The 24,873-nt window shown below is 44.7% G+C and carries 27 protein-coding genes, 1 tRNA gene and 1 pseudogene; 21 read left to right on the top strand and 8 right to left on the bottom strand.

Features of this window, described 5'->3' with window-relative positions; all coding sequences use genetic code 11:
* Nucleotides 1–100 precede the first annotated feature (100 nt).
* Nucleotides 101–571 (bottom strand): Fur family transcriptional regulator, encoded by a 471-nt coding sequence (locus LA20533_RS06755; RefSeq protein WP_054745942.1) that lies wholly within the window; start codon nucleotides 569–571, stop codon nucleotides 101–103.
* Between the two features lie 159 nt (nucleotides 572–730).
* Between LA20533_RS06755 and LA20533_RS06760 the strand changes: the two genes are divergently transcribed.
* The 13 genes from LA20533_RS06760 (at nucleotide 731) to smpB (ending at nucleotide 12,806) form a co-directional block, all read left to right on the top strand.
* Nucleotides 731–1,372: an ABC transporter ATP-binding protein gene (locus LA20533_RS06760; protein WP_054745943.1), complete on the top strand. Its 642-nt coding sequence runs from the start codon at nucleotides 731–733 to the stop codon at nucleotides 1,370–1,372.
* The gene (locus tag LA20533_RS06765) at nucleotides 1,365–2,126 is read left to right on the top strand and encodes an ABC transporter permease (protein WP_054745944.1); all 762 of its coding nucleotides are present in this window, start codon (nucleotides 1,365–1,367) and stop codon (nucleotides 2,124–2,126) included. The genes LA20533_RS06760 and LA20533_RS06765 overlap by 8 nt, the downstream gene beginning before the upstream one ends.
* A 74-nt stretch (nucleotides 2,127–2,200) precedes the next feature.
* A tRNA-Thr gene (locus LA20533_RS06770) sits at nucleotides 2,201–2,273 on the top strand.
* Nucleotides 2,274–2,674: 401 nt separating this feature from the next.
* On the top strand, nucleotides 2,675–2,830 hold the full coding sequence (locus LA20533_RS06775; RefSeq protein WP_156408165.1) for a hypothetical protein: 156 nt from the start codon (nucleotides 2,675–2,677) through the stop codon (nucleotides 2,828–2,830).
* A 397-nt stretch (nucleotides 2,831–3,227) separates the two neighbouring features.
* Nucleotides 3,228–4,259: a sugar-binding transcriptional regulator gene (locus LA20533_RS06785; RefSeq protein WP_054745945.1), complete on the top strand. Its 1,032-nt coding sequence runs from the start codon at nucleotides 3,228–3,230 to the stop codon at nucleotides 4,257–4,259.
* A gap of 50 nt (nucleotides 4,260–4,309) precedes the next feature.
* Complete coding sequence (gene gap / locus LA20533_RS06790) at nucleotides 4,310–5,332, top strand: type I glyceraldehyde-3-phosphate dehydrogenase (RefSeq protein WP_054745946.1); 1,023 nt, start codon at nucleotides 4,310–4,312, stop codon at nucleotides 5,330–5,332.
* Nucleotides 5,333–5,435: 103 nt separating this feature from the next.
* Nucleotides 5,436–6,647: a phosphoglycerate kinase gene (locus LA20533_RS06795; protein ID WP_056945980.1), complete on the top strand. Its 1,212-nt coding sequence runs from the start codon at nucleotides 5,436–5,438 to the stop codon at nucleotides 6,645–6,647.
* A 17-nt stretch (nucleotides 6,648–6,664) separates the two neighbouring features.
* Nucleotides 6,665–7,420 carry a triose-phosphate isomerase gene (gene tpiA, locus LA20533_RS06800; RefSeq protein WP_054745947.1) on the top strand — a complete coding sequence of 252 codons (756 nt, stop codon included), beginning with the start codon at nucleotides 6,665–6,667 and terminating at the stop codon, nucleotides 7,418–7,420.
* An 82-nt stretch (nucleotides 7,421–7,502) separates the two neighbouring features.
* Entirely contained in the window at nucleotides 7,503–8,798 is a 1,296-nt protein-coding gene (gene eno / locus LA20533_RS06805; RefSeq protein WP_056945981.1) for a phosphopyruvate hydratase, read from the top strand.
* 121 nt (nucleotides 8,799–8,919) lie between these two features.
* Nucleotides 8,920–9,153: a preprotein translocase subunit SecG gene (gene secG / locus LA20533_RS06810; RefSeq protein WP_054745948.1), complete on the top strand. Its 234-nt coding sequence runs from the start codon at nucleotides 8,920–8,922 to the stop codon at nucleotides 9,151–9,153.
* Nucleotides 9,154–9,201: 48 nt separating this feature from the next.
* On the top strand, nucleotides 9,202–9,978 hold the full coding sequence (locus LA20533_RS06815; protein WP_056945982.1) for an alpha/beta hydrolase: 777 nt from the start codon (nucleotides 9,202–9,204) through the stop codon (nucleotides 9,976–9,978).
* The gene (gene rnr, locus LA20533_RS06820; RefSeq protein ID WP_056945983.1) at nucleotides 9,978–12,314 is read left to right on the top strand and encodes a ribonuclease R; all 2,337 of its coding nucleotides are present in this window, start codon (nucleotides 9,978–9,980) and stop codon (nucleotides 12,312–12,314) included. The genes LA20533_RS06815 and rnr overlap by 1 nt, the downstream gene beginning before the upstream one ends.
* Before the next feature lie 21 nt (nucleotides 12,315–12,335).
* Nucleotides 12,336–12,806 (top strand): SsrA-binding protein SmpB, encoded by a 471-nt coding sequence (gene smpB, locus LA20533_RS06825; protein WP_054745950.1) that lies wholly within the window; start codon nucleotides 12,336–12,338, stop codon nucleotides 12,804–12,806.
* A gap of 54 nt (nucleotides 12,807–12,860) precedes the next feature.
* On the opposite strand, the gene LA20533_RS06830 is transcribed toward smpB, so the two are convergent.
* On the bottom strand, nucleotides 12,861–13,307 hold the full coding sequence (locus LA20533_RS06830; RefSeq protein ID WP_056945984.1) for a GNAT family N-acetyltransferase: 447 nt from the start codon (nucleotides 13,305–13,307) through the stop codon (nucleotides 12,861–12,863).
* Between the two features lie 171 nt (nucleotides 13,308–13,478).
* On the opposite strand from LA20533_RS06830, the gene LA20533_RS06835 reads away from it, so the two are divergent.
* Nucleotides 13,479–14,006, top strand: coding sequence for a hypothetical protein (locus LA20533_RS06835; protein ID WP_054745952.1), 528 nt, complete (start codon nucleotides 13,479–13,481; stop codon nucleotides 14,004–14,006).
* Nucleotides 14,007–14,116: 110 nt separating this feature from the next.
* On the opposite strand, the gene LA20533_RS06840 is transcribed toward LA20533_RS06835, so the two are convergent.
* Both LA20533_RS06840 and LA20533_RS06845 read right to left on the bottom strand, forming a co-directional pair.
* The gene (locus LA20533_RS06840) at nucleotides 14,117–14,548 is read right to left on the bottom strand and encodes an AEC family transporter (protein ID WP_054745953.1); all 432 of its coding nucleotides are present in this window, start codon (nucleotides 14,546–14,548) and stop codon (nucleotides 14,117–14,119) included.
* A 44-nt stretch (nucleotides 14,549–14,592) separates the two neighbouring features.
* Nucleotides 14,593–15,177, bottom strand: a pseudogene (locus LA20533_RS06845) (malic enzyme-like NAD(P)-binding protein); the annotation flags it as partial.
* 47 nt (nucleotides 15,178–15,224) lie between these two features.
* On the opposite strand from LA20533_RS06845, the gene LA20533_RS06850 reads away from it, so the two are divergent.
* Entirely contained in the window at nucleotides 15,225–16,097 is an 873-nt protein-coding gene (locus tag LA20533_RS06850) for a LysR family transcriptional regulator (protein ID WP_054745957.1), read from the top strand.
* 53 nt (nucleotides 16,098–16,150) lie between these two features.
* A complete protein-coding gene (locus LA20533_RS06855; RefSeq protein WP_056945986.1) occupies nucleotides 16,151–16,708 on the top strand; it encodes a GNAT family N-acetyltransferase in 558 nt (185 codons plus the stop codon).
* A gap of 6 nt (nucleotides 16,709–16,714) precedes the next feature.
* Here the strand turns inward: LA20533_RS06855 and LA20533_RS06860 are convergent, their stop codons facing one another.
* On the bottom strand, nucleotides 16,715–17,230 hold the full coding sequence (locus tag LA20533_RS06860) for an LURP-one-related/scramblase family protein (RefSeq protein ID WP_054745960.1): 516 nt from the start codon (nucleotides 17,228–17,230) through the stop codon (nucleotides 16,715–16,717).
* A gap of 23 nt (nucleotides 17,231–17,253) precedes the next feature.
* Nucleotides 17,254–18,117 (bottom strand): Cof-type HAD-IIB family hydrolase, encoded by an 864-nt coding sequence (locus tag LA20533_RS06865; RefSeq protein ID WP_056945987.1) that lies wholly within the window; start codon nucleotides 18,115–18,117, stop codon nucleotides 17,254–17,256.
* Nucleotides 18,118–18,185: 68 nt separating this feature from the next.
* Here LA20533_RS06865 and LA20533_RS06870 point away from each other — a divergent pair, with 68 nt between their 5' ends.
* The 3 genes from LA20533_RS06870 (at nucleotide 18,186) to tsaE (ending at nucleotide 20,394) form a co-directional block, all read left to right on the top strand.
* Nucleotides 18,186–18,887 (top strand): uracil-DNA glycosylase, encoded by a 702-nt coding sequence (locus tag LA20533_RS06870; protein WP_054745962.1) that lies wholly within the window; start codon nucleotides 18,186–18,188, stop codon nucleotides 18,885–18,887.
* A 62-nt stretch (nucleotides 18,888–18,949) separates the two neighbouring features.
* Nucleotides 18,950–19,921 (top strand): phosphate acetyltransferase, encoded by a 972-nt coding sequence (gene pta / locus LA20533_RS06875; RefSeq protein ID WP_056945988.1) that lies wholly within the window; start codon nucleotides 18,950–18,952, stop codon nucleotides 19,919–19,921.
* Between the two features lie 11 nt (nucleotides 19,922–19,932).
* Entirely contained in the window at nucleotides 19,933–20,394 is a 462-nt protein-coding gene (gene tsaE, locus LA20533_RS06880) for a tRNA (adenosine(37)-N6)-threonylcarbamoyltransferase complex ATPase subunit type 1 TsaE (protein ID WP_054745964.1), read from the top strand.
* Nucleotides 20,395–20,412: 18 nt separating this feature from the next.
* Here tsaE and LA20533_RS06885 read toward each other — a convergent pair whose 3' ends face one another.
* Both LA20533_RS06885 and LA20533_RS06890 read right to left on the bottom strand, forming a co-directional pair.
* The gene (locus LA20533_RS06885) at nucleotides 20,413–20,949 is read right to left on the bottom strand and encodes a 3'-5' exonuclease (protein WP_054745966.1); all 537 of its coding nucleotides are present in this window, start codon (nucleotides 20,947–20,949) and stop codon (nucleotides 20,413–20,415) included.
* A gap of 2 nt (nucleotides 20,950–20,951) precedes the next feature.
* Nucleotides 20,952–21,713 carry an exodeoxyribonuclease III gene (locus LA20533_RS06890; RefSeq protein ID WP_056945989.1) on the bottom strand — a complete coding sequence of 254 codons (762 nt, stop codon included), beginning with the start codon at nucleotides 21,711–21,713 and terminating at the stop codon, nucleotides 20,952–20,954.
* Between the two features lie 123 nt (nucleotides 21,714–21,836).
* On the opposite strand from LA20533_RS06890, the gene murB reads away from it, so the two are divergent.
* On the top strand, nucleotides 21,837–22,736 hold the full coding sequence (murB, locus tag LA20533_RS06895; protein ID WP_056945990.1) for a UDP-N-acetylmuramate dehydrogenase: 900 nt from the start codon (nucleotides 21,837–21,839) through the stop codon (nucleotides 22,734–22,736).
* Nucleotides 22,737–22,751: 15 nt separating this feature from the next.
* Nucleotides 22,752–24,869 (top strand): Na+/H+ antiporter, encoded by a 2,118-nt coding sequence (locus LA20533_RS06900; RefSeq protein ID WP_056945991.1) that lies wholly within the window; start codon nucleotides 22,752–22,754, stop codon nucleotides 24,867–24,869.
* Nucleotides 24,870–24,873 lie beyond the last annotated feature (4 nt).

Here is a 24,873-nt window from a genome sequence, read left to right on the forward strand (position 1 = left end):
TCCTACCTCCAAAAATTTAATTTTAGCACTCTAATTTGTACTGTGCTAATTCTCGCACAATTATTAAAAATGGTCAATGAGAAAGCACCGAAACTATTGATTAGTTGTTGTCGACCATGTGCAGGTGTAGTTTCTTCTGACACGTAGGACAGATACCGTAAATCTCTAGGTGGCTGCCGCTTGTGAGGTAGCCGGTTTCCGCCGCTGCGCTTTTGCGCAATGCCTTCTCATACTGAACGAAATCTGCATTTTCCACGTCCGCAATGCGGCCACAATTGGTGCAGATTACGTGGAAGTGGGGCTTATCGAAGTAATCGTAGTGTGTGCTGCCATCACCGTTTTGAATCTCGATGACGAGGCCCAGCTCAACGAAAGAATTCAGTGCATTGTAGACTGTGGCAGTCCCGATATTGGGGTTGCTCTTGGCCAAATTGTCGCGAATCATTTCAACTGTTGGGTGATTATGGTGACTCATCAGGTAGGCCAAAATATTCTGTCTCTGTGGTGTCGCCTTTAAATCGTGTTCCCGAATGATTGTGGTTGCTTGTTCTAATTGGGATTTAGTAGGCATATGAAACTCCTTCTAATATATAATGATTCAATTCGATAATAAAAGTTATTTACGTGCGAACATACTCTTTAATACTGGAGTTAACTATGCTACACTATGTGTATTATAACACTAAATAATAATGATTCTAAATTATTAGGACTTAGTAGGGGTGATGAAATGATTCGATTTAGCGGGGTAAACTTTGAATCTGACCACAAGCAGATTCTAACGAATATTAACTTTGAAGTGGCAACCGGAGAAACGCTCACGTTAGCTGGGCCTTCTGGTTCTGGGAAAAGCACTATTTTAAAGCTCGCGGCCAAGATTATCTCACCGACTGCAGGCAAGATCGAATTCGACGGCCAAGATATCGCAGAGTTGAGTCCAGCGGGTTATAGACAGGATGTCTCGTACTGTTTCCAACAACCAGTCTTGTTTGGCGCGGTTGCAGAGGATAGCTTCAAGTTTGTCTATGAAATTAGAAATCAGGAATATAGCCAGGAGCATGTGATAGAAACGCTGCAGAGCCTTGACCTGAAGCCGGATATTTTAAAACGCAAGGTCAACGAACTCTCGGGTGGAGAGAAGCAAAGAGTGGCGCTGGCGCGAAACACGCTCTTTTTACCAAAAGTTCTGTTATTGGATGAGGTAACAACGGGGTTAGACTTAACCACGAAAAACCTCATTCTGGGCTGGCTTGATCAGTTGAATCAGGAGCGCGGCGTGACCCTGATTAAGGTGACCCATGAGGAAGATGAGATTAGTGATAGTAAACATATTCTCCGTATTATAGACGGGAGGTTGCAAAACAATGAGTAATTTAACGGTTTCGCCAGCAACGCTGGCTATTACATTTTCTTTAGTTCTATTTGCCATATTCATTAGTTACAAGCAAAAGCTGGGCATCACGAAGGATATTATCTGGGGTATCTCACGGGCGATTGTGCAGCTGACGGTGGTTGGCTACTTATTGAAGTATATTTTCGGCGTGAATAACGTTTGGCTGACCTTTGCCATGGTGGCGATTATTGTACTAAACGCCGCCTGGAACTCCAGCAAACGCAGTAACGGTCTGCCTAACGCGTTTAAAATTTCGGTTCTGGCGATGAGTCTGTCTACGGCTGTCTGTCTCAGCATCTTAATCTTATCGGGTTCGCTTAAGGTTACGCCGTCTCAAATCGTTCCGATCACTGGGATGACGGCCTCAAACGCGATGGTGGCATCTGGTCTGGCCTATCGGTCAATGGATAGCTTGTTCCGTGACCAACACCAACAGGTGATGGAGAAGCTGGCACTCGGCGCAACACCTGCCCAGGCGACGAAATCAATTGTGCGTGAAGCCATCAAGACCGGGATGACACCGACGATTGATTCAAGTAAGACTCTTGGGCTGGTTAGCCTGCCTGGAATGATGAGTGGATTGATCTTCGCCGGTGTTGATCCAGTTAAGGCAATTGGCTATCAAATAATGGTGACTTTCATGTTGCTCGCCACTACTAGTCTCAGCTCAATTACCGTGGTATACCTAGGCTACAAGCAGTTCTACAACCAAGAGGAGCAATTAGTGCGCTAATGTTTTAAATATTTTGCTGAAAAAGGGCTTGGCATTTTCTTTCTTTCATGTATAATATTACTTGTTGAAAAAATGCTGATTTAGCTCAGTTGGTAGAGCAACGCACTAGTAATGCGTAGGTCGGAGGTTCAAGTCCTCTAATCAGCATATCTGGGGTTTCTTAGTTAAACTTCGTGAAATAAAATCACCTACAGGACGGGGATATTACAGCGTTCGTAGGTGATTTTTTCTTCTATGGAATTTCTTTGTAAAACTATGTTTTATGAAAAATTGTGGCTTAATTGTGGAAGTAACAAAATCAGTAAAAACTTGACGTTTCTAAGTCTACCTTCAGCTGTAAGATTTAGGCTACTCCTTAATTTTTCGTAAAGACGCAGGCATAATCAGATATAAACCGAACCAGATGATACAATGTAAGCGTAATAGTTTGGGTTGACCACATAGTGAATCAAGAATTTAATACTACAATTGTTACGGTGACGCACGATTTGGAAGTGGCTAAACGTCATGATAGAGTCATTGAAATCGGCTGAAAGGAGTCGGGTAGAGTGTTCTTTTATGTAATGATTTTTTCGCTGGCGGTTGGAATAGCTTTGATTGCTGTTGGAATCTATCGTAGAAATAAAAGTATTTGGTATAAAATCTCCATTATTGTAGGAATAGCGCTAGTCCTTTATGCTATTTATTTGGGATTTCCAAAATAATAAATTGTGTATGATTAGAGCTCCTCGCCAACCGGCGAGGTATTTTTTTGCCCGAAATCGGCCACAAAAAAACCAGCCGATTGGCTGGCAATGAAATGCTATTATGCGCCCCCTCGGAGTCGAACCGAGATTTCAAGAACCGGAATCTTGCGTGCGATCCATTACACTAAGGGCGCGAACAATATTATTCTATCAATAATTGCAGAAATAGCAACATAAATTTTCAAGATTAAAAAATTAGTGCCAATCCTTGAATTTCAAAATTGATGTTGGTATACTTGTGTTGTTGAAAAAGAAGAAATGGTTTCAAGACTGTTTCTTCTCTCTTTTGAGAAACGTGGGTCATACAAAGTCAAATAATGGGACATTATATGACCCAGCAAGGAGGAAACTTTTAATGCATGATGAATTTACATGGATTGAAAATCTCGTTCCTGACGTTATCAAGACCATTCGACAAAGATTTACTGTTTTGCAACAGATTTCATGGCTAGCTCCTGTGGGGCGGCGAATCATTGCTGAACGACTAGGAATCAGTGAAAGAACGATTCGGACCGAAACTGACTACCTCAAGTCGCAAGGATTAATTGATATTAATCACCTCGGCATGGTACTAACCCCGAAGGGTGAGAAGACCATTTCTGGCTTGGCACCAATCATTGCCAAGTTATTCGACGAAAGCCAGACCGAATTACGTCTTGCAGAAAAGCTAGGTATTAACAGGGCAATCATTGTCCCGGGTAACGCTGACTTGCAGGATCATGTTTTTGGATTACTCGGTACGGAGTTAAACGCCGCACTCGATTTACTTCTACCATTAGGACAGAACACGATTACGGTCCTTGGTGGTAAGACGATGGCGGAGATTGTACCGAATCTCTCAAGCAACCTCTCACATCATAGACAGCTAATGTTTGTGCCAGGTCGTGGGGCGTTGGGCGAGAGCGTTGAAATCCAGAGCAACACAGTGTGTCAGGTAATGGCACATTATAGTAACGGTAAGTATCGCGCTTTATACCTACCCGAGAATGTTAGTCCAGAAGTTTTACGGTCGCTAACACAGGACCCCTCCATTGGTGAGGTGCTGGATTACATCTCAAATAGTGATGCTGTTATCCATGGTATTGGAGCGGCAGACGTCATGGCCCAAAGACGTGACTTAGACTTAACTGTCAAGTCACAGTTACGTCAACAGGATGCTGTGGTTGAATGTTTCGGGTATTTCTTCAACCGGAGTGGTCAGGTGATTTACAAGATACCAAGAATTGGTTTGCAATTGGAGGATCTTTTCAAAATACCTCATGTATTCGCTGTTGCAGCCGGCACTAAGAAGGCGGCTGCCATCAAGGCTTACATGCACAATGCACCGAAACAGACGTGGTTAATCACGGATGAAGGTGCCGCTAACTCGATTTTAAATGGGATATAGACCCACTTAAAATATAATTTTACTTATTTCCTAAGGAGGAAGAAACTGTTATGACAGTTAAAATTGGTATTAACGGATTTGGTCGTATTGGCCGTCTTGCATTTCGTCGTATTCTTGAATTAGGTGCAAAATCAAGTGACATCGAAGTTGTTGCTATCAACGACTTGACAAGCCCATCACTTTTGGCACATCTTTTGAAATATGATTCAACTCATGGAACTATTGACAACGAAGTATCTGCTACTGAAGATTCAATCGTTGTTGATGGTAAGAGCTACCATGTATACGCAGAACCACAAGCACAAAACATTCCTTGGGTTAAGAACGACGGCGTTGACTTCGTTCTTGAATGTACTGGCTTCTACACTTCAAAGGCTAAGTCACAAGCTCACTTGGATGCAGGTGCAAAACGTGTTCTTATCTCAGCTCCAGCTGGTAAAGATTTGAAGACTATCGTTTACAACGTAAACGACGACACTTTAACTGGTGACGACACAATCGTTTCTGCAGGTTCATGTACTACAAACTGCTTAGCACCAATGGTTCACTACTTGGACAAGGACTTCGGTCTTGAAGTTGGTACTATGACTACTATCCACGCTTACACATCAACTCAAATGTTACTTGATGGCCCTGTTCGTGGTGGTGACTTACGTGCTGCACGTTCAGCTGCTGCTAACACTATTCCTCACTCAACTGGTGCTGCTAAGGCTATCGGTTTGGTTGTTCCTAGTGCTAACGGTAAGGTTCAAGGACATGCACAACGTGTTGGTGTTGTTGACGGTTCATTAACTGAATTAGTTACTATCCTTGACAAGAAGGTTACTGCTGACGAAGTTAACGAAGCAATGAGAAAGCACACTGAAGGCAACGAAAGCTTCGGCTGGAATGAAGACTCAATCGTTTCTAGTGACGTTATCGGAACTACTTACGGTTCAATCTTCGACCCAACACAAACTGAAGTTACAACTGTAGGCGACAAGCAACTTGTTAAGACTGTAGCTTGGTATGATAACGAATACGGCTTTACTTGCCAAATGGTTCGTACTTTATTGAAATTTGCTACACTTTAATTTTTAAAAAAACGAAGCAGAATTTATTATTCAATTACCATGAATAAAGGCGGAGGGAGATAATACTCCTTGCGCCTTTTTTCAAGGAATTATGGAGGAAAATATGGCTAAACTTATTGTGTCAGACCTTGACGTTAAAGACAAAAAAGTGCTCATCCGCGTTGACTTCAACGTGCCTATTAAAGACGGCGTGATCGGTAATGATAACCGGATTGTTGCCGCATTACCTACTATCAAATATGTGACTGAGAACGGTGGTAAGGCAATCTTACTTTCTCACCTTGGTCGGATTAAGTCAGATGAAGACAAGAAGGCTTTGACCCTTGCACCAGTTGCTAGTCGATTAAGCGAGCTACTAGGTAAAGACGTGAAGTTCGTACCAACAAACGAAGGTACTGAACTTGAATCAGCAATCGCAGCCATGAACGATGGTGATGTTTTGTTGATGGAAAACACCCGTTTCCAAGATATCGACAACGATTTCGGCAAACGCGAATCAAAGAATGACCCAACTCTTGGCGAATACTGGGCTGGTCTTGGCGACCTTTACGTGAACGATGCCTTCGGTACTGCTCACCGTGCCCACGCATCTAATGCTGGTATCGCTGAAGCAATCAAGGCAAAGGGCGGTAAGGTTGCAGCTGGCTTCTTGATGGAGAAAGAAATCAAGTTCCTCGGTGATGCTGTCGATAACCCAGTACACCCATTCGTGACCATCCTTGGTGGTGCTAAGGTGTCTGATAAGATTGGCGTGATTGAGAACCTAATCCCTAAGTCAGATCACATCTTAATCGGTGGTGGTATGGCCTACACATTCCTTGCTGCACAAGGTCATTCTATTGGTAAATCACTTTTTGAAGCCGACAAGGTTGACTTAGCTAAGGAATTACTCGACAAGGCTGGCGACAAAATTGTGCTGCCTATCGATCACTTAGTTTCAGCAGAATTCTCTAACGATGCACCATTTGAAGTATCTGATGTGGACATTGCTGATGACAAGATGGGTCTTGATATTGGACCTAAGTCAATTGCGCTCTTCAAGGATGTGCTTAAAGATGCCAAGACAGTTGTTTGGAATGGACCAATGGGTGCATTTGAAATGAGCAACTTTGCTGAAGGTACTCTTGAAGTCGGTCGTGCACTTGGTGCATTAACGGAGGCAACTACAATCATCGGTGGTGGTGATTCAGCAGCTGCAGCTATTCAATTAGGAATTGCAGACCAAATTACCCACATCTCAACTGGTGGTGGTGCTTCACTTGAATATCTTGAAGGTAAAACATTACCAGGAATTGCATCAATTTCTGACAAATAGAAAGGTCGATTAATTTTATGCGTACACCAATTATCGCTGGTAACTGGAAGTTAAACCAAAATCCTGAGGAAACAACAGCTTTCGTCGAGGCCATTAAAGACAAATTACCTGCAAGCAGCAAGGTTGAATCAGTCATCGCAGCTCCTGCTGTTGATTTGCCTGCACTCCTGGCTGCTGCTAAGGGTTCAGAACTGAAAACCGCTGCTGAAAATGCCTACTTCGAAGACAAAGGTGCCTTCACAGGCGAGACAAGTCCACTTGTGCTCTCACAAATGGGTATCAACTACGTCGTGATTGGCCACTCAGAGCGTCGTGATTACTTCCACGAAACTGACGAAGACATCAACAAAAAAGCACATGCACTTTTCAGAAACAACTTAACACCAATCATCTGCTGTGGCGAATCTCTTGAGACTAGAGAAGCCGGCAAGGAGACTGAATGGGTTGTGGGCCAAATTAAGGCTGCTTTGAAAGATTTGACTGCTGAGCAAGTCAGTCAATCAGTTATTGCCTACGAACCAATCTGGGCTATTGGTACAGGTAAGACTGCTTCAAGCGAACAGGCACAAGAAATGTGCAAGGCAATCCGTGATGCAGTGAGTGATTTGTACAACGAAGAGACTGCTGCAAACGTCCGGATTCAATACGGTGGCTCAGTTAAACCTGAGAACGTGAAGGAATTAATGGCTAAGCCAGATATCGATGGCGGCTTAGTTGGTGGTGCAAGTCTTGAACCAGAGTCATTCCTCGCACTTGTTAATTATCAAGACTAGAAGTTTTGGTTTAATAATTAGAGCAACTATTGTAGAATAGTAACGTACTGATATTTTTTAGATGAATAAAAGGAGAAATTAAATGTCTGTTATTACTGATGTTTTAGCTCGTGAAGTCTTAGATTCACGTGGTAACCCTACTGTTGAAGCTGAAGTTTATACTGAATTAGGTGGCTTCGGTCGCGCAATCGTTCCTTCAGGTGCTTCAACTGGTGAACACGAAGCAGTTGAATTGCGTGATGGTGATAAATCACGTTTCGGCGGCCAAGGAGTTTTGAAGGCTGTTGAGAATGTGAACACTGAAATCGCTAAGGCTGTGATTGGACTAGATGTAACTGACCAACGCGGAATCGATTTAACAATGATCGACCTTGATGGTACTCCTAACAAGGCTCGTCTCGGTGCAAACGCTATTCTTGGTGTTTCACTTGCTGCTGCCCGTGCAGCTGCTGACGAACTTGGCTTGCCATTGTACGAATACCTTGGTGGCCCAAATGCACACGTATTACCAACTCCAATGATGAACGTTATCAACGGTGGTAAGCACGCCGACAACAACGTGGACTTCCAAGAATTCATGATCATGCCTGTTGGTGCTAAGAGTATTCATGAAGCAGTGCGGATGGGTTCAGAAACTTTCCACACTTTGAAAGCAATTTTGAAGGAACGCGGTGACAACACTGCTGTTGGTGATGAAGGTGGTTTCGCACCAACTAACATGAAGAACAACGAAGAACCATTTGAAGTGCTTGTTGAAGCTATCCAACGTGCTGGTTACAAGCCAGGTGAAGACATTTCTATTGCCTTTGACGTTGCTTCATCAGAATTCTACAATGCAGAAACTAAGAAGTATGTGACTGTTGCTGATGGTAAAGAATACACAGCTGAAGAGTTCACAGACTACTTGGAGCAATTAATCGACAAGTACCCAGTTGTTTCAATGGAAGACCCATTGGACGAGAACACTTGGGACGATTGGAAGACTTTGACTGCTCGCTTAGGTAAAAAAGTACAAATCGTTGGTGATGATTTGTTCGTTACAAACGTTGATTACCTGAAGAAGGGTATCGACATGGGCGTGGCTAACTCAATCTTAATCAAGGTTAACCAAATTGGTACTTTGACTGAGACTTTCGAATCAATCGAAATGGCTAAAGAAGCTGGCTATACAGCTATCGTTTCTCACCGTTCTGGTGAAACTGAAGATACTACTATCGCAGACCTTGTTGTTGCAACTAACGCAGGCCAAATCAAGACTGGTTCAATGAGCCGGACTGATCGTCTTGCTAAGTACAACCAATTGTTCAGAATCGAAGAACAATTGAGCGACACTGCTGAATACAAAGGAATCAACAGTTTCTACAACATTAAGAAGTAATTTGTAAAATTATATTTTGAAAAGCAGACCTCTGGTCTGCTTTTTTTGTGTAGGCATTAGGCCAAATATATGGTAGAATATTAGCAGTGATTATTCTTTTAGTAGTTACGGAGGAAAACTCTTGTATAATCTGGCAATGACACTCATTATTATCGTGTCAATTTTAATTATCATCGCTGTGATGATGCAACCACAAAAGCAACAAGATGCGCTGAATGCTTTGTCCGGTGGTGCTGTATTCAGTGGACAATCCAAAAAGCGGGGATTCGAAGCATTCATGGAAAAGGTAACTTCGGTGTTACTGGTACTCTTCTTCGTGCTTGCAGTAATCCTAGCAATATTATCGTCGAATTAATTGCCTCCTTGTTTAACGTGGAGGCTTTTTTTCTTGTGGAGGGTGAAAGTGAGTCACTTTAAAATGCCTGAAAACTTTGAATTAACTGGAGGCAAACCTGCAATATTATTGTTGCACGCCTACTCTGGAAGTACTGCAGATGTGCGACTTCTAGCTGGTGCGCTCAATCGTGCAGGTTACTTTGTGACGTCCTTCAATTTTGCTGGGCATGGTACGCTCAATCCAACTGATATCTTGACGCAGGGATCTATTGCTGCTTGGCAGAAGCAGGTGACGGATAGAGTGGCCGAGCTGAAAAAAGATTTCGGCAACAATCTCTATGTCTTCGGACTCTCACTCGGCGGTATTTTCGCCATGGATCTCCTGGAACGTGATCAGGAGTTGCTTGGTGGTGGAGTTTTCAGCTCACCAATATTCATGAATACGGAGAAGACTGGACGAACATTGCCTGCAGGATTCAAGAAATATGCGCAGTATGTCTTGAACCTCAATAATGAGCTAACAGGTGCGGACAAGCAAAATGAACTTGACTACATCGACGAACACCTGAATAATCAAATTGAGCAGATTAACGAATTTAGCGCCTTGGTGCAGGCAAAACTCGCAACCATTAACCAACCAATTTTTATTGGTCAGGGTGGGGAAGACGAGATCGTCGACCAGAATGGCGCGTACAAATTACGTGATGCACTGGTTAATTGCGAGAACGTGACCTTTAAATGGTACGAGAATGCGAGCCATGTTATTACGACAAATACTGCTAAAAAAGACTTAACAAATGACGTATTGAAATTTATAGAGAACAATTATCACGAGGTGATTTAATGACGCAAAACGAACAAGCTATAGCTAATACCCTTGAAATATTTCGCCAGAGTCCTGGCAAACTTTTCAAGGTAGATGAAATTGAAAAAATGGTCAACTTCGACCATTCGCTCGACTTCAGTGAGGTCGTGAAGACCCTGACATTCCTCGAAAATGAGAAGAAAATCGTGTCGGATAAACACGGTCAATTTAAGTTGGCGCAAGAAGACCAACTTCTAGAGGGCTCATTCAGAGCAAATGACAAGGGCTTCGGCTTCATCCATCTTGAAGAAGAGGACGAGCAGGATATCTTTGTTGCGAAAGGTAATACACTTTTCGCATTGGATGGCGACACTGTGACAGTCAAAATAATCAAGGGTGCGAATCCTTGGAACGGCCGCGGACCTGAGGGTATCGTGACCGAGGTGCTCGAGCACAAGGTGACAAGTCTAGTGGGCGAGTTTATGCCTTACAGTGACGTGATGGTCAAAAAAACTGGCTATTACGGCTATGTGAAGAGCCACAACAAGAAGTTGAAGAACTATTCAGTCTTCATCTCAGAAGACGGTATTCACCCCCAAATGGGCGATATGGTAAAGGTTGATATCACTCAATATCCTTCTGCGGTTTTCCCAACCAGAATGCTCGGTGTCGCACTATTCACAATTGGTAACAAGAATGATCCAGGTGTCGATATCATGTCAGTCGTTTACGACCACGATATCAAAACAGAATTTGATCCTGAGGCATTGGAACAGAGTGAAGCCATTCCTGACCACGTTTTGCCTGAAGAAAAAGCTGCAAGACGCGACCTGACTGAGGAAGTTACGGTCACAATCGATGGCGACGACTCGAAAGACTTTGATGATGCAGTTACTCTGTGGAAATTGCCAAATGGTAACTACCATTTAGGTGTACATATTGCCGATGTTAGTCATTACGTGACTGAAGGCTCACCTCTTGATCAAGAGGCTTTTGAACGCAGTAACTCAACCTACTTGGTAGACCGAGTTATTCCAATGTTGCCATTTAGACTATCAAACGGCATCTGTTCGTTGAATCCTGATGTCGAACGTCTCACACTCAGCTGTGACATGGAAATCACGCCAAGTGGTGAACGTGTTAGTTACGACATTTTCCAGAGTGTGATCAAGTCACATGCTCGCTTGACTTATAACAGTGTAAACAAGGTCTTGGACCCTGAAAACACAGAGGTGTTGGAACCTAAGTACGAAGAATTACGCCCAATGCTTGAAGAAATGGGTAAGCTGCACGAAGCGCTCTACCAAAAGCGCCATGCTCGCGGAGCCATTGATTTTGAAGAAAATGAAGCTAAAATCATCGTGGATGAGAATGGTCACCCAACTGATATTGAACTCAGACAACGTGGCATTGCTGAAAGAATGATTGAATCATTCATGTTGATGGCCAACGAAACAGTTGCTGAGCACTACAGAAAGGAACACGTTCCATTCCTCTATCGGGTGCATGAAACACCTGACGAAGAGAGAATCAAGAACTTCTTCGACTTCATCGGTGCTTTTGGTTTGAACATCAAGGCTGATCCAGCAGATGTTAAGCCGCTCGATCTTCAAAGAGTTGTGACTGCGGTTGAAGGCACACCAGAAGAGGCTGTTGTCTCGACTGTACTCTTGCGGAGTTTGAAGCAGGCAAAATACGCTCCAGATGCACTGGGACACTTTGGCCTAGCTGCTGTTGATTACACGCACTTTACCTCACCAATTCGGCGTTATGCTGATTTGACTGTGCATCGCATGATTCATGATTACAGTGAGAAGGGTGAAACTGAGGAAATTAAGCAGCATTTCAATGTCCGTCTTGAAGACATTGCCGACCAAGTTTCTAAGCAGGAACGTCGTTCAATCGATACCGAACGTGAAGTTGATGTCTTGAAGAAGACCGAATTCATGATGGATAAGGTTGGCCAACACTTTAACGCAACTGTGAGTTCCGTAACTAGCTTCGGTATGTTCATCGCACTGCCAAATACTGTTGAGGGTCTCATCCATATCTCGAATTTGACTGATGATTACTACCAATTTGACGAGAAGCAGATGACGATGACCGGTAAAAATACGCACAAGGTATTCAAAATTGGGATGCCAATCAAGGTGACGCTGATTAACGCAGATTTGAACCAGAAGCAGATTGACTTCGAGTTATATGACCCAAATGCGCCAGCAAAGCCAAAGCCAACCGGTTTTAGCCGACCAAGAGGTGGTGCGCAGGTGAATAATAATCGTGCAAATGGTAAGGACGGCAATGGCCCTCGCAGACAAAATCGGGGACAAAACCGCTCTAACAGAAGACACGAAAGTAATAACGGTCACAAATAATAGATAATCGAGGTGATTACCTTGAAACAAAAAGCTAAAGCTGCGGATAATGTGGTCGCTCAGAACAGAAAAGCTAATCATGATTATCTGATTGAAGATACGATTGAGGCTGGGATTGAGTTGACTGGGACTGAGATAAAATCTGTTCGTGCACGCCGGATAACTTTGAAGGATGGGTACGTGCGGATTCGTAATGGTCAGGCATGGCTCGAGAACGTCCATATCAGCGAGTATGCGCAGGGCAACCAGTTCAACCATGATCCAATCAGGAATAGAAGATTGTTGCTGCACAAGCGCGAAATAGCACGTTTGGACGAATATCAACAGGAGAAGGGCATGGCCATTGTCCCGTTGAAGGTCTATCTGAAACGCGGTTTTGCAAAAGTCTTGATAGGACTAGGTCGTGGTAAGAAAAACTATGATAAGCGTGAGACGATAAAGCGGCGTGATCAAGAACGTGAACTGCAGAGAATTACTAAAATTAAATACTAAAAAATGTTGGTTCGATTTGTGAGTCGGGACCAACATTTTTTTATAACTAGAGATTTAATTAAGTTTTTTCGCCATCATGATGTGCTTGATGTCAGCTTCCAAGAAGATGTCACCAATTGGCTCGTAACCCAGTGAGAGATAGAAGTCCTTGATGTATAGCTGCGCATGCAGGTAGATGGTCTCGGCCAGATTGTGTTCACGCACATAGTCTTCAATTGCGATGAGCATCCGACTCCCAATGTGCGCATGGCGGAGGCTCTGATCGACGGCGACACGCCCAACCAGTAACTTAGAGTCTTCGAAGAAGAAGCGGGCAACGCCGACAACACGGCCAGTTTCATCAGTACCAAAGACGTGGTAAGATTCCAAATCTTGATCGTCTAACTCTGGTTCTGTAATTTGCTGTTCGGTGACGAAAACGGCGATGCGCAAACGAACTAGGCCGAAGAGTTCCATTGTGCTCAGCTTATTAAAGGGCTTGATGTGCCAGGTAATGTTCATGTGTTGCTACTCCATTCCAAATGTTTAAAGTAGAAAATAATATTTTTATTTAAACACTTAGATGGTTTCGATGCAAATCGGCGTATTTATTACTAGTAGCATTGATTTGTGATTGCTTAAGCTAGATTACTCTGCCACAATGAATATATCTCAAAATAGAAAATTAGTCAGATGAAAACAAGAATAAGTGAAATTTATGCGGTGCTCCAGCAGGACTTAGGACACCATTTAGTTGAGAACTATACTGTGGGTAACTTTTGTGCGGGCATTCAAATATCCCGTTCTACCTTCTATCGTAGCTACAGTAGTATGACTGAATTGTATCAGTTTGTTATTTCATATCAGGTTGAACGGATTCTAAGCAACACGCGTGAAACCAAGCTTGACGTCCGCTACCGCCAGTTAATTCAATTAATGAGCTCAGAGCGGCACCTGTATATTAATTTCTATCATCAAACTAAACGTTTATTTTTCAATGACGTCCTCGAACCATTGGTTCAGCGTAATTTGAAATCATTCTACCGGGAAACCGAATTGACTGAAGTCAGTCTCAATTTGATTGCCGATTACGTCGTCAGACAGATAATTCGCTACATTGACCAGGATTTACAACAACCTGTTGCCGAAGTGGCGCTAGACATTTATCGGATCTTAGCCGTAGCTGAGAATACCGCGCAACTACTAGCCCCGCCAAAATAAAATAGGTCCTTCACCCAAAATTTGGTGAAAGACCTATTTTATCTATGTTATTTAGATTACAAGTAATACTGTGTGTTTGTGTGGTAATCTTGTTTGTCTGTTATTTGATACTAGATGAATTGAATTAAAGCTATGAGAATTGGCACAACGATGACGAACAATACCGTACTTGTGGTCACAACGTTGGTGGCGTATTTAACATCACCGTGTGCTTTACCGGCCAGAATTGGTAACACGGCTAGTCCAGGAGCAGCTGATTGAATAATCAATGTACTAGATTCAAGTGTTGGTAATTGATTACCGATGCTACCACTAATCACGGCATAGAGAATGCCGCCTGAAAGCTCAATCAACTTGTCCCGTGTCAAATACTTTGACACAGAGACGAAGATTGATGCTGGTAAAGCAATGTTCATAATCAAGAATGAAATGCTTCCCTTGAAATGATCGTCAAACTTACCTTTAGAACGTAGGTAAAATCCGAGTGCGATGACGATGATAATCTCAGCCACACTCGCAAGTGATGTTAGAAATGCAGTCATAATAAAGTCCCCTTAACCTTTTTTGCTAAAATAATGAAACAGAATTAATCCAATAGATTCTTTGGTAACTCCTCGTACTCTGGTTCCCATTTCAGATCAGCAACTAGTTGTGCTGCGTCCTTGCTATCTGCCTGTGAGATACCCTGATCAAGTGCACTTTGTGCCACAGCCTGTGCGACAGTCTGGGAGAACTCTGCAAGCCGTGTCACAGGAGGTAGAACAGCTGCACCAGGCTTCGTTGCGTCCACGATACCACCAAGTGAGTGTGCAGCCTTTGAAATCATTGCATCATTCAGAAGCGTAGCTTTTGCTGCCAGCGTTCCTAGACCAAGACCCGGATAAACCAACGCGTTGTTAGCTTGACCAATCTGATAAGTAACGCCATTTAAAGTGACATCATTAGCTGGAATACCCGTAGCTACGAGTGCTTTACTAGCGGTCCAAGTGAGTAAGTCCTCTGCTTTAGCTTCGGCTAATTTAGTTGGGTTGGATAGTGGGAAGATGATTGGCCGTGCAGTGTGGGCCGCCATCTCTTTGACAATAATCTCAGTGAACGTGCCAGGTTGTGTTGAAGTACCAACCAAGATGGTTGGGTGAATTGCCTGCACAGCAGCTTCTAAGGTGGTTAGCTATGATAAAATATATTTATATGAGCAGGATGCAATGAGGAGATTAAATGAATTTTCGAGATCTGGAATACTTCGTTCAGTTAGCTAATGATCGCAATTACACAAAGACTGCACAACATTTCTCGGTGAGCCAGCCGACGATTACGTACATGGTTAAGCGCCTTGAGGATGAGTTACAAGTGCAATTATTTGTGCGTGATCAGTCGCACCATCAAGTGAATCTCACACTTGCAGGTAACGAATTCTTGGCGCATGCCCAGAAGATTCTGACGGAACTACACACGGTAAAGTCCGACTTGAAGGCTTTGTCTGCGCAGAAGGTCAGATTTGGCTTGCCGCCGATTATCGGTAACTATTACTTCCCCCAATTGGCGCAGAAACTGCTGCAGGAGAATCTAATGTCACACCTCGAGACGGTGGAGGCGGGATCAGCCACCTTGACGAAGCAGCTGCAGGAGGGTAATTTAGACGTGGCAATTCTTGGCGCGATTGAACCAATTAGCATACCAGAAATTGCGACAGTTACTTTAGCGAAGACGCGTTTCAAAATCATTGTGAGTAAGGATCATCGCTTAAAAGATGTTACTGCTATTAAGTTCAGCGAACTAAAAAGTGAGAACTTCATTGCGTTGAAGGAAGGGTTTGTCCATCCCGCGGCCTTGCGGGAGCTCACGGAGAAAAACGGTTTTCAGCCCAAGATTGTCTATACGACGCCCGACATCAATGTCTTAAAGGGCATGGTGCATGAGAATGTGGGTATCGGCTTTCTTAGCGAGATGGCGATCAGTGGTGAGCGGGACTTGCATGCCATTGATATTTTGGATGACGATCAACCGTTATTCAATATCGTGCTGGCGTACCATCCGCAAGTTAATCCGTTGATTGAGCAGCTAATAAACGTGTTAGCGCGTCCGGTTTGAAATTTCACGGTGAGTAGTAAATGAGCAATATTAGATGAAGGTAGAGGTTAAAGATGATTAGAACAGCAACTGAACAGGATTTTCCAGCAATTTTTCCAATTCTGCAACAGATTTTTGATGAAATGGAGCTGAAGAGCATCGCCGCAATTGACGACAGTGCCTTCTACCATCTCTTAGAGGAGGGCTGGCATACGCCTGGCTATAGATATTCCCTTGGTCGCACACTGGTTAGTGAGCGAGACGGTGAAGTTGCAGGCATGATTACTAGTTATCGCGCTGAGGATGAGCCACTGATTGATGCGCCCTTAGAGCAATACTATTCTGAGGTTGGCCTACCAAGAGAGACTAAAATTTTCACGGATCGAGAAGCCCGGCCGGGGGAGTGGTACATTGACTCCCTCGCGGTCGCACCTCAGTTTCAGGGGCACGGTATCGGTGGACAATTGCTAGACGCCATGCCTGATCTCGCCGCACAAAATGGCTACAAAAAAATTAGCCTGAATGTTGATCAGACTAATCCTGGGGCAAAGCACTTGTATGTCAAAAAGGGATTTGAAACCATTGATCAGATGACGATTGGTGAGCACCTCTACGACCACATGGTTAAATAAAATAAATTAAAAAGTGGGTTGGTAGTTCATACCAGCCTTTTTGCGTACCAGCAACTGCTCGACGAAACTCGGCTGGTTGAAAATCATGCTTGTGAGGATGATTTCCGGCTCATGCTTGTCGTCAAAGATATTTATTTGTAGCGTGGGACCAAGGTTCGTGACTAAAATGAGCGCCTGAGCAACCTTGTGGCGTCCTTTCCTAAAAGTGTATTCGTCGCGCTTCTTGTTGCCAATAATCCAGTAATTGAGTTCTGGCAGGTAGTATAGGCGTGTATTACTGAACTTAACTTGTCTAATGCGAATCGGTACCTGGTTTAAGACAATAAGAAGGTAGGACTCTGCTAGTCGTTTTGCAGTGTTGGTAATTCGTGCAACCTCACTTCGATTGAGGTCGTTTAAGAAGATTGTACTATTCAGCTGATTCATGTTGCCAAGCACCATGTAATGCGCCTTGTTATTCGCGTCTAACACAGGAATACGCCCAGGGTTTGCTTGGTCATCTAAAGGTAAAAAGTACTTCATTTTAAAACACCTCAGTTACACTGTTATTCTAAGATGTGCTTCAGAATAGATGCGCCTACGCCATCATCTGTGTTGACAGTGGTGACATCGTCTGCAATCTTTTTGATGTAGTCGATGGCGTTTCCCATAGCTACGCCTGTGCCAGCCATCCTAATCATCGACTCATCGTTTAGGTTATCGCCGATTGCCATGATCTCTTCTCTTTTGATGCCGCGTTCCGCCGCGTAATCGACCAAAGCCAGACCTTTTTGTGCTTTAATATTATTGATTTCAATGTTGTTCTCACTTGATGAAGTGACGATTAACTCGTTGCTAGCTGCAATCTCGTCTCGAATTCCGCTAAAAGCCGATTGACCACGACTACTAAATACAATAATCTTATAGATATCTGTTGTCGGATCGTCCAGCAGATTCTGATAGTTGTCAACATAGTTGATGTTGATTATTTCTAGTCTAGCTGCGGCCAGAATCATTCCCGTTTTGAAGTTGGTGTCCGGGTTAAGGTCAACCAACAGGTCGGCGACGTTTTGAATTCGCCGTACCCGGTCGTCAGAATAGACGCCTTTACCAGTTACTAGCTCGAAGTAGTAGTCTGCATCCTTTAGATCGTGGACCCACTTGGCCGCTGTTTCGTCAGCGATTGGGAGGTCGACACTGAGCTCACCGGCGGTGTTGAAGACGCGCGCGCCATTCAGCGTGATGTAGCCAGTGTGTAAACCGGCGGCCTCCACCAACGGTTCTGCTTCTTTCAGCTCACGACCGGTGGCCACGAGAAACTCGACTCCTTGTGCTTGTGCTTGCTTGATGGCTGCGACGTTCCCCGGCGAAATTTGCATTTTATCGTTCAAAAGTGTACCGTCCATGTCGGACGCAATCAGTTTGATCAAGTGTAAACCCTCCAATTCTTAACTACTATCATCTTACCATAAAACGCATTCAGCAAAGGAAATGGAAAATGAAAAACTTAATTCATAATCATTGGGACGAAATCCTGGGGCCGGTATTTGATAGTCCTCGCTACCGCCAACTACATGACTTTTTGAAACAAGAGTACCGGACGAAAATAATTTATCCGGAGATGCACCATATCTTTACCGCCTTTCAGTTAACCGATTTTGCCGACGTCAAGGTGGTTATTCTTGGTCAAGACCCATATCATAACCCCGGTCAAGCACATGGACTGAGTTTCTCAGTGCTACCGGGCGCACCAATTCCGCCATCACTGCGAAATATTTATAAAGAGTTGATGACGGATGTCCAGTTTAAGCCGGTTCAACACGGCTACCTGGCGGACTGGGCCAAACAGGGTGTGTTGCTGTTGAATGCCGTTTTGACCGTACCCGCCGGGCATGCTAACGGTCATGCTGGCAAGGGGTGGGAGCAAGTTACGGACGCCGCGATTGGCGCACTCAGTGCCCGCGGCCACGTGGTCTTCATCCTCTGGGGTAGTTATGCGCAGAAGAAGATCCCGTTAATCGACCAGACCCGAAATTTTATTTTACGTTCGGTTCATCCTAGTCCGCTGTCGGCGAGCCGCGGTTTCTTTGGTACACGGCCCTTTAGTAAGACAAATGAGTTTCTCAAATCATGGGGTGTCACGCCCATTGACTGGCAATTACCAGCGAAAGTTACTGCGTTAGATGAGCGTAAAAATTAACCTGCAAGCGATTCCAATAAATGATATAGTAAGATTAAATTATGACTAAGGAGAGCAAGTCAATGAATTTATTTGTAAGTTTGACTAATAAAATCAAGGGTAAGAACCTCAGTGTAGTTTTCCCGGAGGCGACAGACACGCGCGTGTTGGGCGCTGCTGTGAGATTGGCGCAAGATGAGTTATTACGGCCAGTACTGCTCGGTGATCCGACGGAGATCAAACGGGTGGCAGACGAAAAGAACTTCGACTTAAATAGCAGTGAGATTATCGACCCAAATAACTATGCTGACTATGAAGCGATGGTTGCGGCGTTCGTGGAACGGAGAAAAGGTAAGGCAACAAAGGAGCAGGCCGAGACGATTTTGCGTGACGAAACCTACTTTGGCACAATGTTGGTCTACATGGATAAGGCTGACTGCCTCGTGTCAGGTGCAGTGCACTCGACGGCGAACACCGTGCGCCCAGCGCTCCAAATTATCAAGACCAAGCCGGGCATGACGAGAACGAGCGGTGCATTCATTATGCAAAGAGGCGATGAGCGCTATCTCTTTGCTGATTGCGCAATTAACATCAACCCAAACGCACAAGAATTAGCGGAGATTGCCGTTCAGTCTGCGAAGAGCGCGGAGCTATTTGGTATCGAACCAATTGTCGGATTGCTGAGCTTCTCCACTAAGGGGTCTGCTAAGAGTGAAGAGGTAGAAAAGGTCGCCGAGGCAACGAAGATAGCACATGAATTAGCACCAGACTTGCAACTTGACGGTGAATTACAATTTGATGCTTCATTTGTACCAAGTGTTGCTGCCCAAAAAGCACCAGATTCAAAGGTTGCCGGTAATGTTAAAGTCTTCGTCTTCCCTGAACTACAATCTGGTAACATTGGCTACAAAATTGCACAACGGTTCGGTAACTTCGAGGCCATTGGTCCAGTTCTACAAGGGTTGAATAAGCCGGTCTCGGACCTTTCACGTGGTGCAAACGAGGAAGATGTCTACAAAACCGCGATATTAACGGCGGCACAAGCCTTAGATTAGGAAGAACAAAAGTGAAACAAATTACCATTGACTCAGCTTCTGCGATGCAGCAGTTGGGAGAACAAATTGGGCATAACTTGCGGCCCCATGACCTCTTGTTGCTTGAGGGGGACCTTGGTGCAGGCAAAACCACCCTGACGAAGGGAATAGCGCGCGCTCTAGGTATCAGACGTCCAGTTAAGAGCCCGACGTTCACCATCGTGCGTGAGTATCGTGAAGGCAAACTACCGCTTTTTCACATGGACATGTATCGCCTAGAGGATGGAGACACAGCCAGTCTAGACCTCGAGGCATACCTACAAGAAGATGGTGTTGTCATCATGGAATGGCCAAACTTTGTGCAAACGGAGCTCCCGCCGGAATACTTGACTATCGCGATTGAGCGCGATGACACCGACTTGGATTCGACTAGGAGAATTGTAAAGGTCAGCGCCACGGGACAGCGCTACGAAGAGCTACTTCAACAACTATGACAAAAAAACTAGTTCAACTCAGTTAATGAGTTGAACTAGTTTTTTGATGGGCTCGTCACTGAAATGTTCATCGTCGTGAATCAGAATCTGAGCACAAGCTAGGCTGTCCGAGAGGGCGTGGTGGTGGTGCTGTAAATCAATTTCAAGTGCCGCACTGATGGTGTTTAATTTATGATTAGGCAATTCTGGATGGAATTTTCTACTCGTTTTGAGTGTATCGAGCGCCAGGAAGTTTGGCCGGGCCAAACCATATTTATCAAGCATCGCCTGCAGGACCCTGATGTCAAACCGGGCATTGTGCGCCACAACCAGTGAATGGGGCGAGAATAGGGGACTGAAGCTCGGCCAGATTTCGTTGAATTTCGGTGCGGCCTGTACGTCTTCGGGGTGGATCCCATGAACCTGCACGTTTCGGTATTCAAACTGCTCCTCGGGGTTGATTAGTGAATAGTATTCATCAACCACCTTGTTGTCACGCACCATGACAAGAGCTATCGAGCAGGCGCTTGACGCAGAGCGGTTAGCTGTTTCGAAATCCATTGCAATAAAGTTCATTATTAAACCTCTAAGTCTTTCATTTCAAGTAAAATTGGTGCGTGGTCCGAACCCATAATCTGGTCTAGAATATCCGATTCCTTAACATTGATTGCTAGTCCCTTACTGAGACCGAAGTAGTCAATCCGCCAACCAGCGTTGTTTTTGCGGGCATTAAAGCGGTAGCTCCACCAAGAATACTTGACTTCCGTAGGGTGGAGCAATCTAAAGCTGTCGATGAAGCCGGCATCCAGTAGCGCAGTGAATTGGGCACGCTCTTCGTCGGAGAAACCAGCGTTGTGGTGGTTGGTCTGATTGTTCTTCAAGTCAATTGGTTCGTGGGCCACGTTTAGGTCACCACAGAAAATTACTGGTTTCTTTTCGTCCAGGTGAACCAGGTAGTCCTTGAAGTCGCGGTCCCAGACTGTCCGAAAACTCAGGCGCTTAAGCTTGTCCTGGGAATTCGGCGTGTAACAGGTCACAAAGAAGAAGTCTTTGTATTCGAGTGTGATGACTCGGCCCTCATCATCCCCAATCTCGTTGCCGATACCGTAGCTGACGGAGAGCGGCGTGTGTTTCGTGAAGATGGCCGTGCCGGAGTATCCCTTGCGCTTCGCAAAGTTAAAGTAGGTTTCGTAGCCAGGTAATTCTAATTCAACCTGCTCTTCTTGTAACTTGGTTTCCTGAATGGCGAAGAAGTCCGCATCCGTGGCGGTAAAAAATTCGGTAAAGTTCTTTTTCAGGATTGCGCGTAATCCGTTGACGTTCCAAGAGATAAATTTCATGTTTTGACTGCCTCCAGCGGTTTTCTAGAAGCTAGTATAACACAGTCATTTAGTAAACTTGCTAGTATAATTCCAATCCTTTTTTTGGTAATATAGACGTATTGAAATACGGGGGTAAATCATTTGCAATTACTAGACTTACTGCAAGAAGGAATCAATATTCAAGAGCACATTCCACTTAGTCGGTTTACGTTCACCAAAACCGGGGGACCAGCTGAATTTATCGCTTTTCCGCGGACAATCGAGCAGATTAAGCGGCTGATTGAGGTCACAAAGGAGAATGAAATACCACTCACTGTGCTTGGTAATGCTAGTAACTTGATTATCAGGGATGGGGGAATTAAGGGATTAGTGATTCTCTTAAACCAGATGAACCAGATAATTGCGCTCAGCGACCACCGGATCAAGGCTTATGCCGGTGCGCGGATTATTAATACAAGCGAAGCGGCCTACCGGCAGAGTTTAAGTGGCTTGGAGTTTGCTGCGGGGATTCCCGGTAGTGTAGGTGGGGCGGTCTACATGAATGCCGGCGCCTACGATGGCGAGATTAAGGACGTCTTGGAGTCTGTCACCGTCTTGACCCGGGACGACGAGTTGAAGACGTATACGAACGAAGAGATGAACTTCAGCTACAGGCACTCGCTGGTCCAAGAGAATGGGGCAGTCGTCTTATTCGCTATCTTCAAGCTGAAACCAGCCAAGAGCGAGCCGATTAGAACGAAGATGGACCACCTAAACGCACTCAGACGGGCGAAGCAACCACTAGAATATCCATCATGTGGTAGCGTCTTTAAACGACCCGCCGGCCATTACACTGGTCCGCTGATTATTGAAGCGGGCCTTCAGGGCAAGCAAATTGGTGGGGCCCAGGTATCCATGAAGCATGCCGGCTTTATCGTGAATGTGGATCACGCAACCGCGACTGACTACGTGAATTTGATTCACCTGATCCAAACCACAATTAAAGAAAAATACGATATTAATTTAGAAACAGAGGTTCGAATTATCGGACAAGAAATTTAAGGCAGGTGATCCAATTTGACGGTTCAATTATTAGAAGGGGTAGTCCTCTTGATTAGTTTGGTGGTTGTCTCAAACGTCATCAACCACTATTTTTCGGCAATCCCCACGAGTTTAATTCAGATTGGATTAGGACTAGTACTCGCGCTCACTTTTTCGATTACAATTCCGCTAAAAACCGATTGGTTTTTACTCCTTTTTGTTGCACCATTACTTTATAACGACGGCCGGACCTTCCCGAAGCAAGATCTCTGGTCTTTGAAACGGCCCATCATCATTAACTCGATCGTGTTGGTTTTCTTCACGACCTTTGTTGGTGGGGCAATCATCCACCTCTTAATTCCAAGCCTACCATATGCTGCTAGTTTCGCATTGGCGGCTATTTTGAGCCCAACGGATCCTGTCGCTGTTCATTCTATTACGAGTCAGGCCAAGCTACCAAAGTGGATTGTGAACTTGGTGGCTGGTGAAAGCCTGATCAATGATGCCAGTGGCCTGATTGGTTTCAAGTATGGGGTCGCTGCTACGATGACTGGCGTATTTTCGCTATTCGAAGCGGCAGGCGACTTCGTCTACATCAGTGTGGTCGGTGCATTGACCGGCTTTATCGCTATTTCGTTGATTCGCTATGCACTGCGTTCACTCATTAGGCGCGGTTTCAATGATGTAACAATCCTCGCCGTGATTAACTTCATTACCCCTTTTCTGATCTACTTGATTGCCGAATATCTCCACGCATCCGGCGTAATTGCCGTAGTGGTCGCAGGTATATTCACCGCATTACGCGGTCGTAATTACTTGGAGAGCGGCTCCGAGTATGTGGTGGTCACGAATAAAAGTTGGGAGATTATCGTTTACATTTTAAATGGCATGATTTTCCTAATTCTTGGGATCGAGTTGCCAGTAGCCATGAACCAGGCAATTCAAAATCCAGATATTCACACAGGTTATGCGGTTGCCTTGGTCTTTGCTATCTGGTTCATCCTGTTTCTCATCCGCGTGCTTTGGATTTACGGCTCGAACTTCGTTCAGTTTGTTTTCCAGAAAAGTCAGGGTAAAAGGGAACAGGTCACACTGTCCGATGCCCTATTATCGGGTTTAACCGGTGTACGGGGAGCAATCACGATGGCAGCGGCACTCTCTATTCCGCCCCTATTAAATAATGAACAGCCCTTTCCAAACAGACCGTTAATTCTGTTTATCGCTGCTGGTGTAATTGTCCTTTCGTTAGTCATGGCCGTGGTGCTCATCCCAATTCTGACTAAGCGTGCGTTTAAATTACAACTTAAGCAGACACTGGATGAAACGGTTGAGGAGAATGTCGCGCCGGCGGATTCGATGTCAGAAAAGGAAGCTAAGAACTACCTCTATAATAGTGCGGTTCAGGCTGTCGAGGAACAGAGACGCCAAAATGAGAATCAACGGGCAGCTCTTGATGTGATTGATGAATACCAGAAGCTCATTGCGAGCCTCATGCACGAGGAATTTGGCACGGAATCTGACCAGGCACAAGTGCTTTTGAAAGATGAGTTGACGCTTAGACGGGTCGGCTTTCGTGGTGAAGCAAGCACGCTAGAGTACTTGATGTACAACGGCCAAATCACCCAGAAAGTTTATCTGGAGTTACGGAAAGAATTAGCCGATGCGTTTGATGCCTTGACCAACCTGCATCAGGGCCGAGAGGTCAAACGGCTTAAGCGCATGTCGTATCATCTGAAACATTCTCGGGGCATATTGAGGAAGCAGTTCCAAAGCATGTTTAAATTGCGCGCTAAACAAAATCCGGAGAAGGCCTTTGCATCGAAGGAAATGGCTAAGAATGCATTGAAGTTTCTCTCTGATTTTTTAAGTGATGACAAACAAAAAGAACATCAGTATAATCAAAGGGTTGTTTACCGACTTGTGGTGGCCTACCGCCGTAAAATCGCCCAACTGAAGGCGAATGAACACGAGCAGAACAGCAACTATGATGCCCAAGTTTATCAGTTGAGAATAGTGGCCTTTGCTGCGCAACGAGCTGCTATCAGCAACTTGGTTGATGCTCGTAAGCTGGCGCCGACGCTAGCAGATAAATTACGACAGGAAGTTAATTTTGCGGAGAGCGCACTACAACTTACTGTTGATACTACTGAATAGAGGA

It is taken from the genome of Amylolactobacillus amylophilus DSM 20533 = JCM 1125, assembly GCF_001936335.1.
Lineage (GTDB): Bacteria > Bacillota > Bacilli > Lactobacillales > Lactobacillaceae > Amylolactobacillus > Amylolactobacillus amylophilus.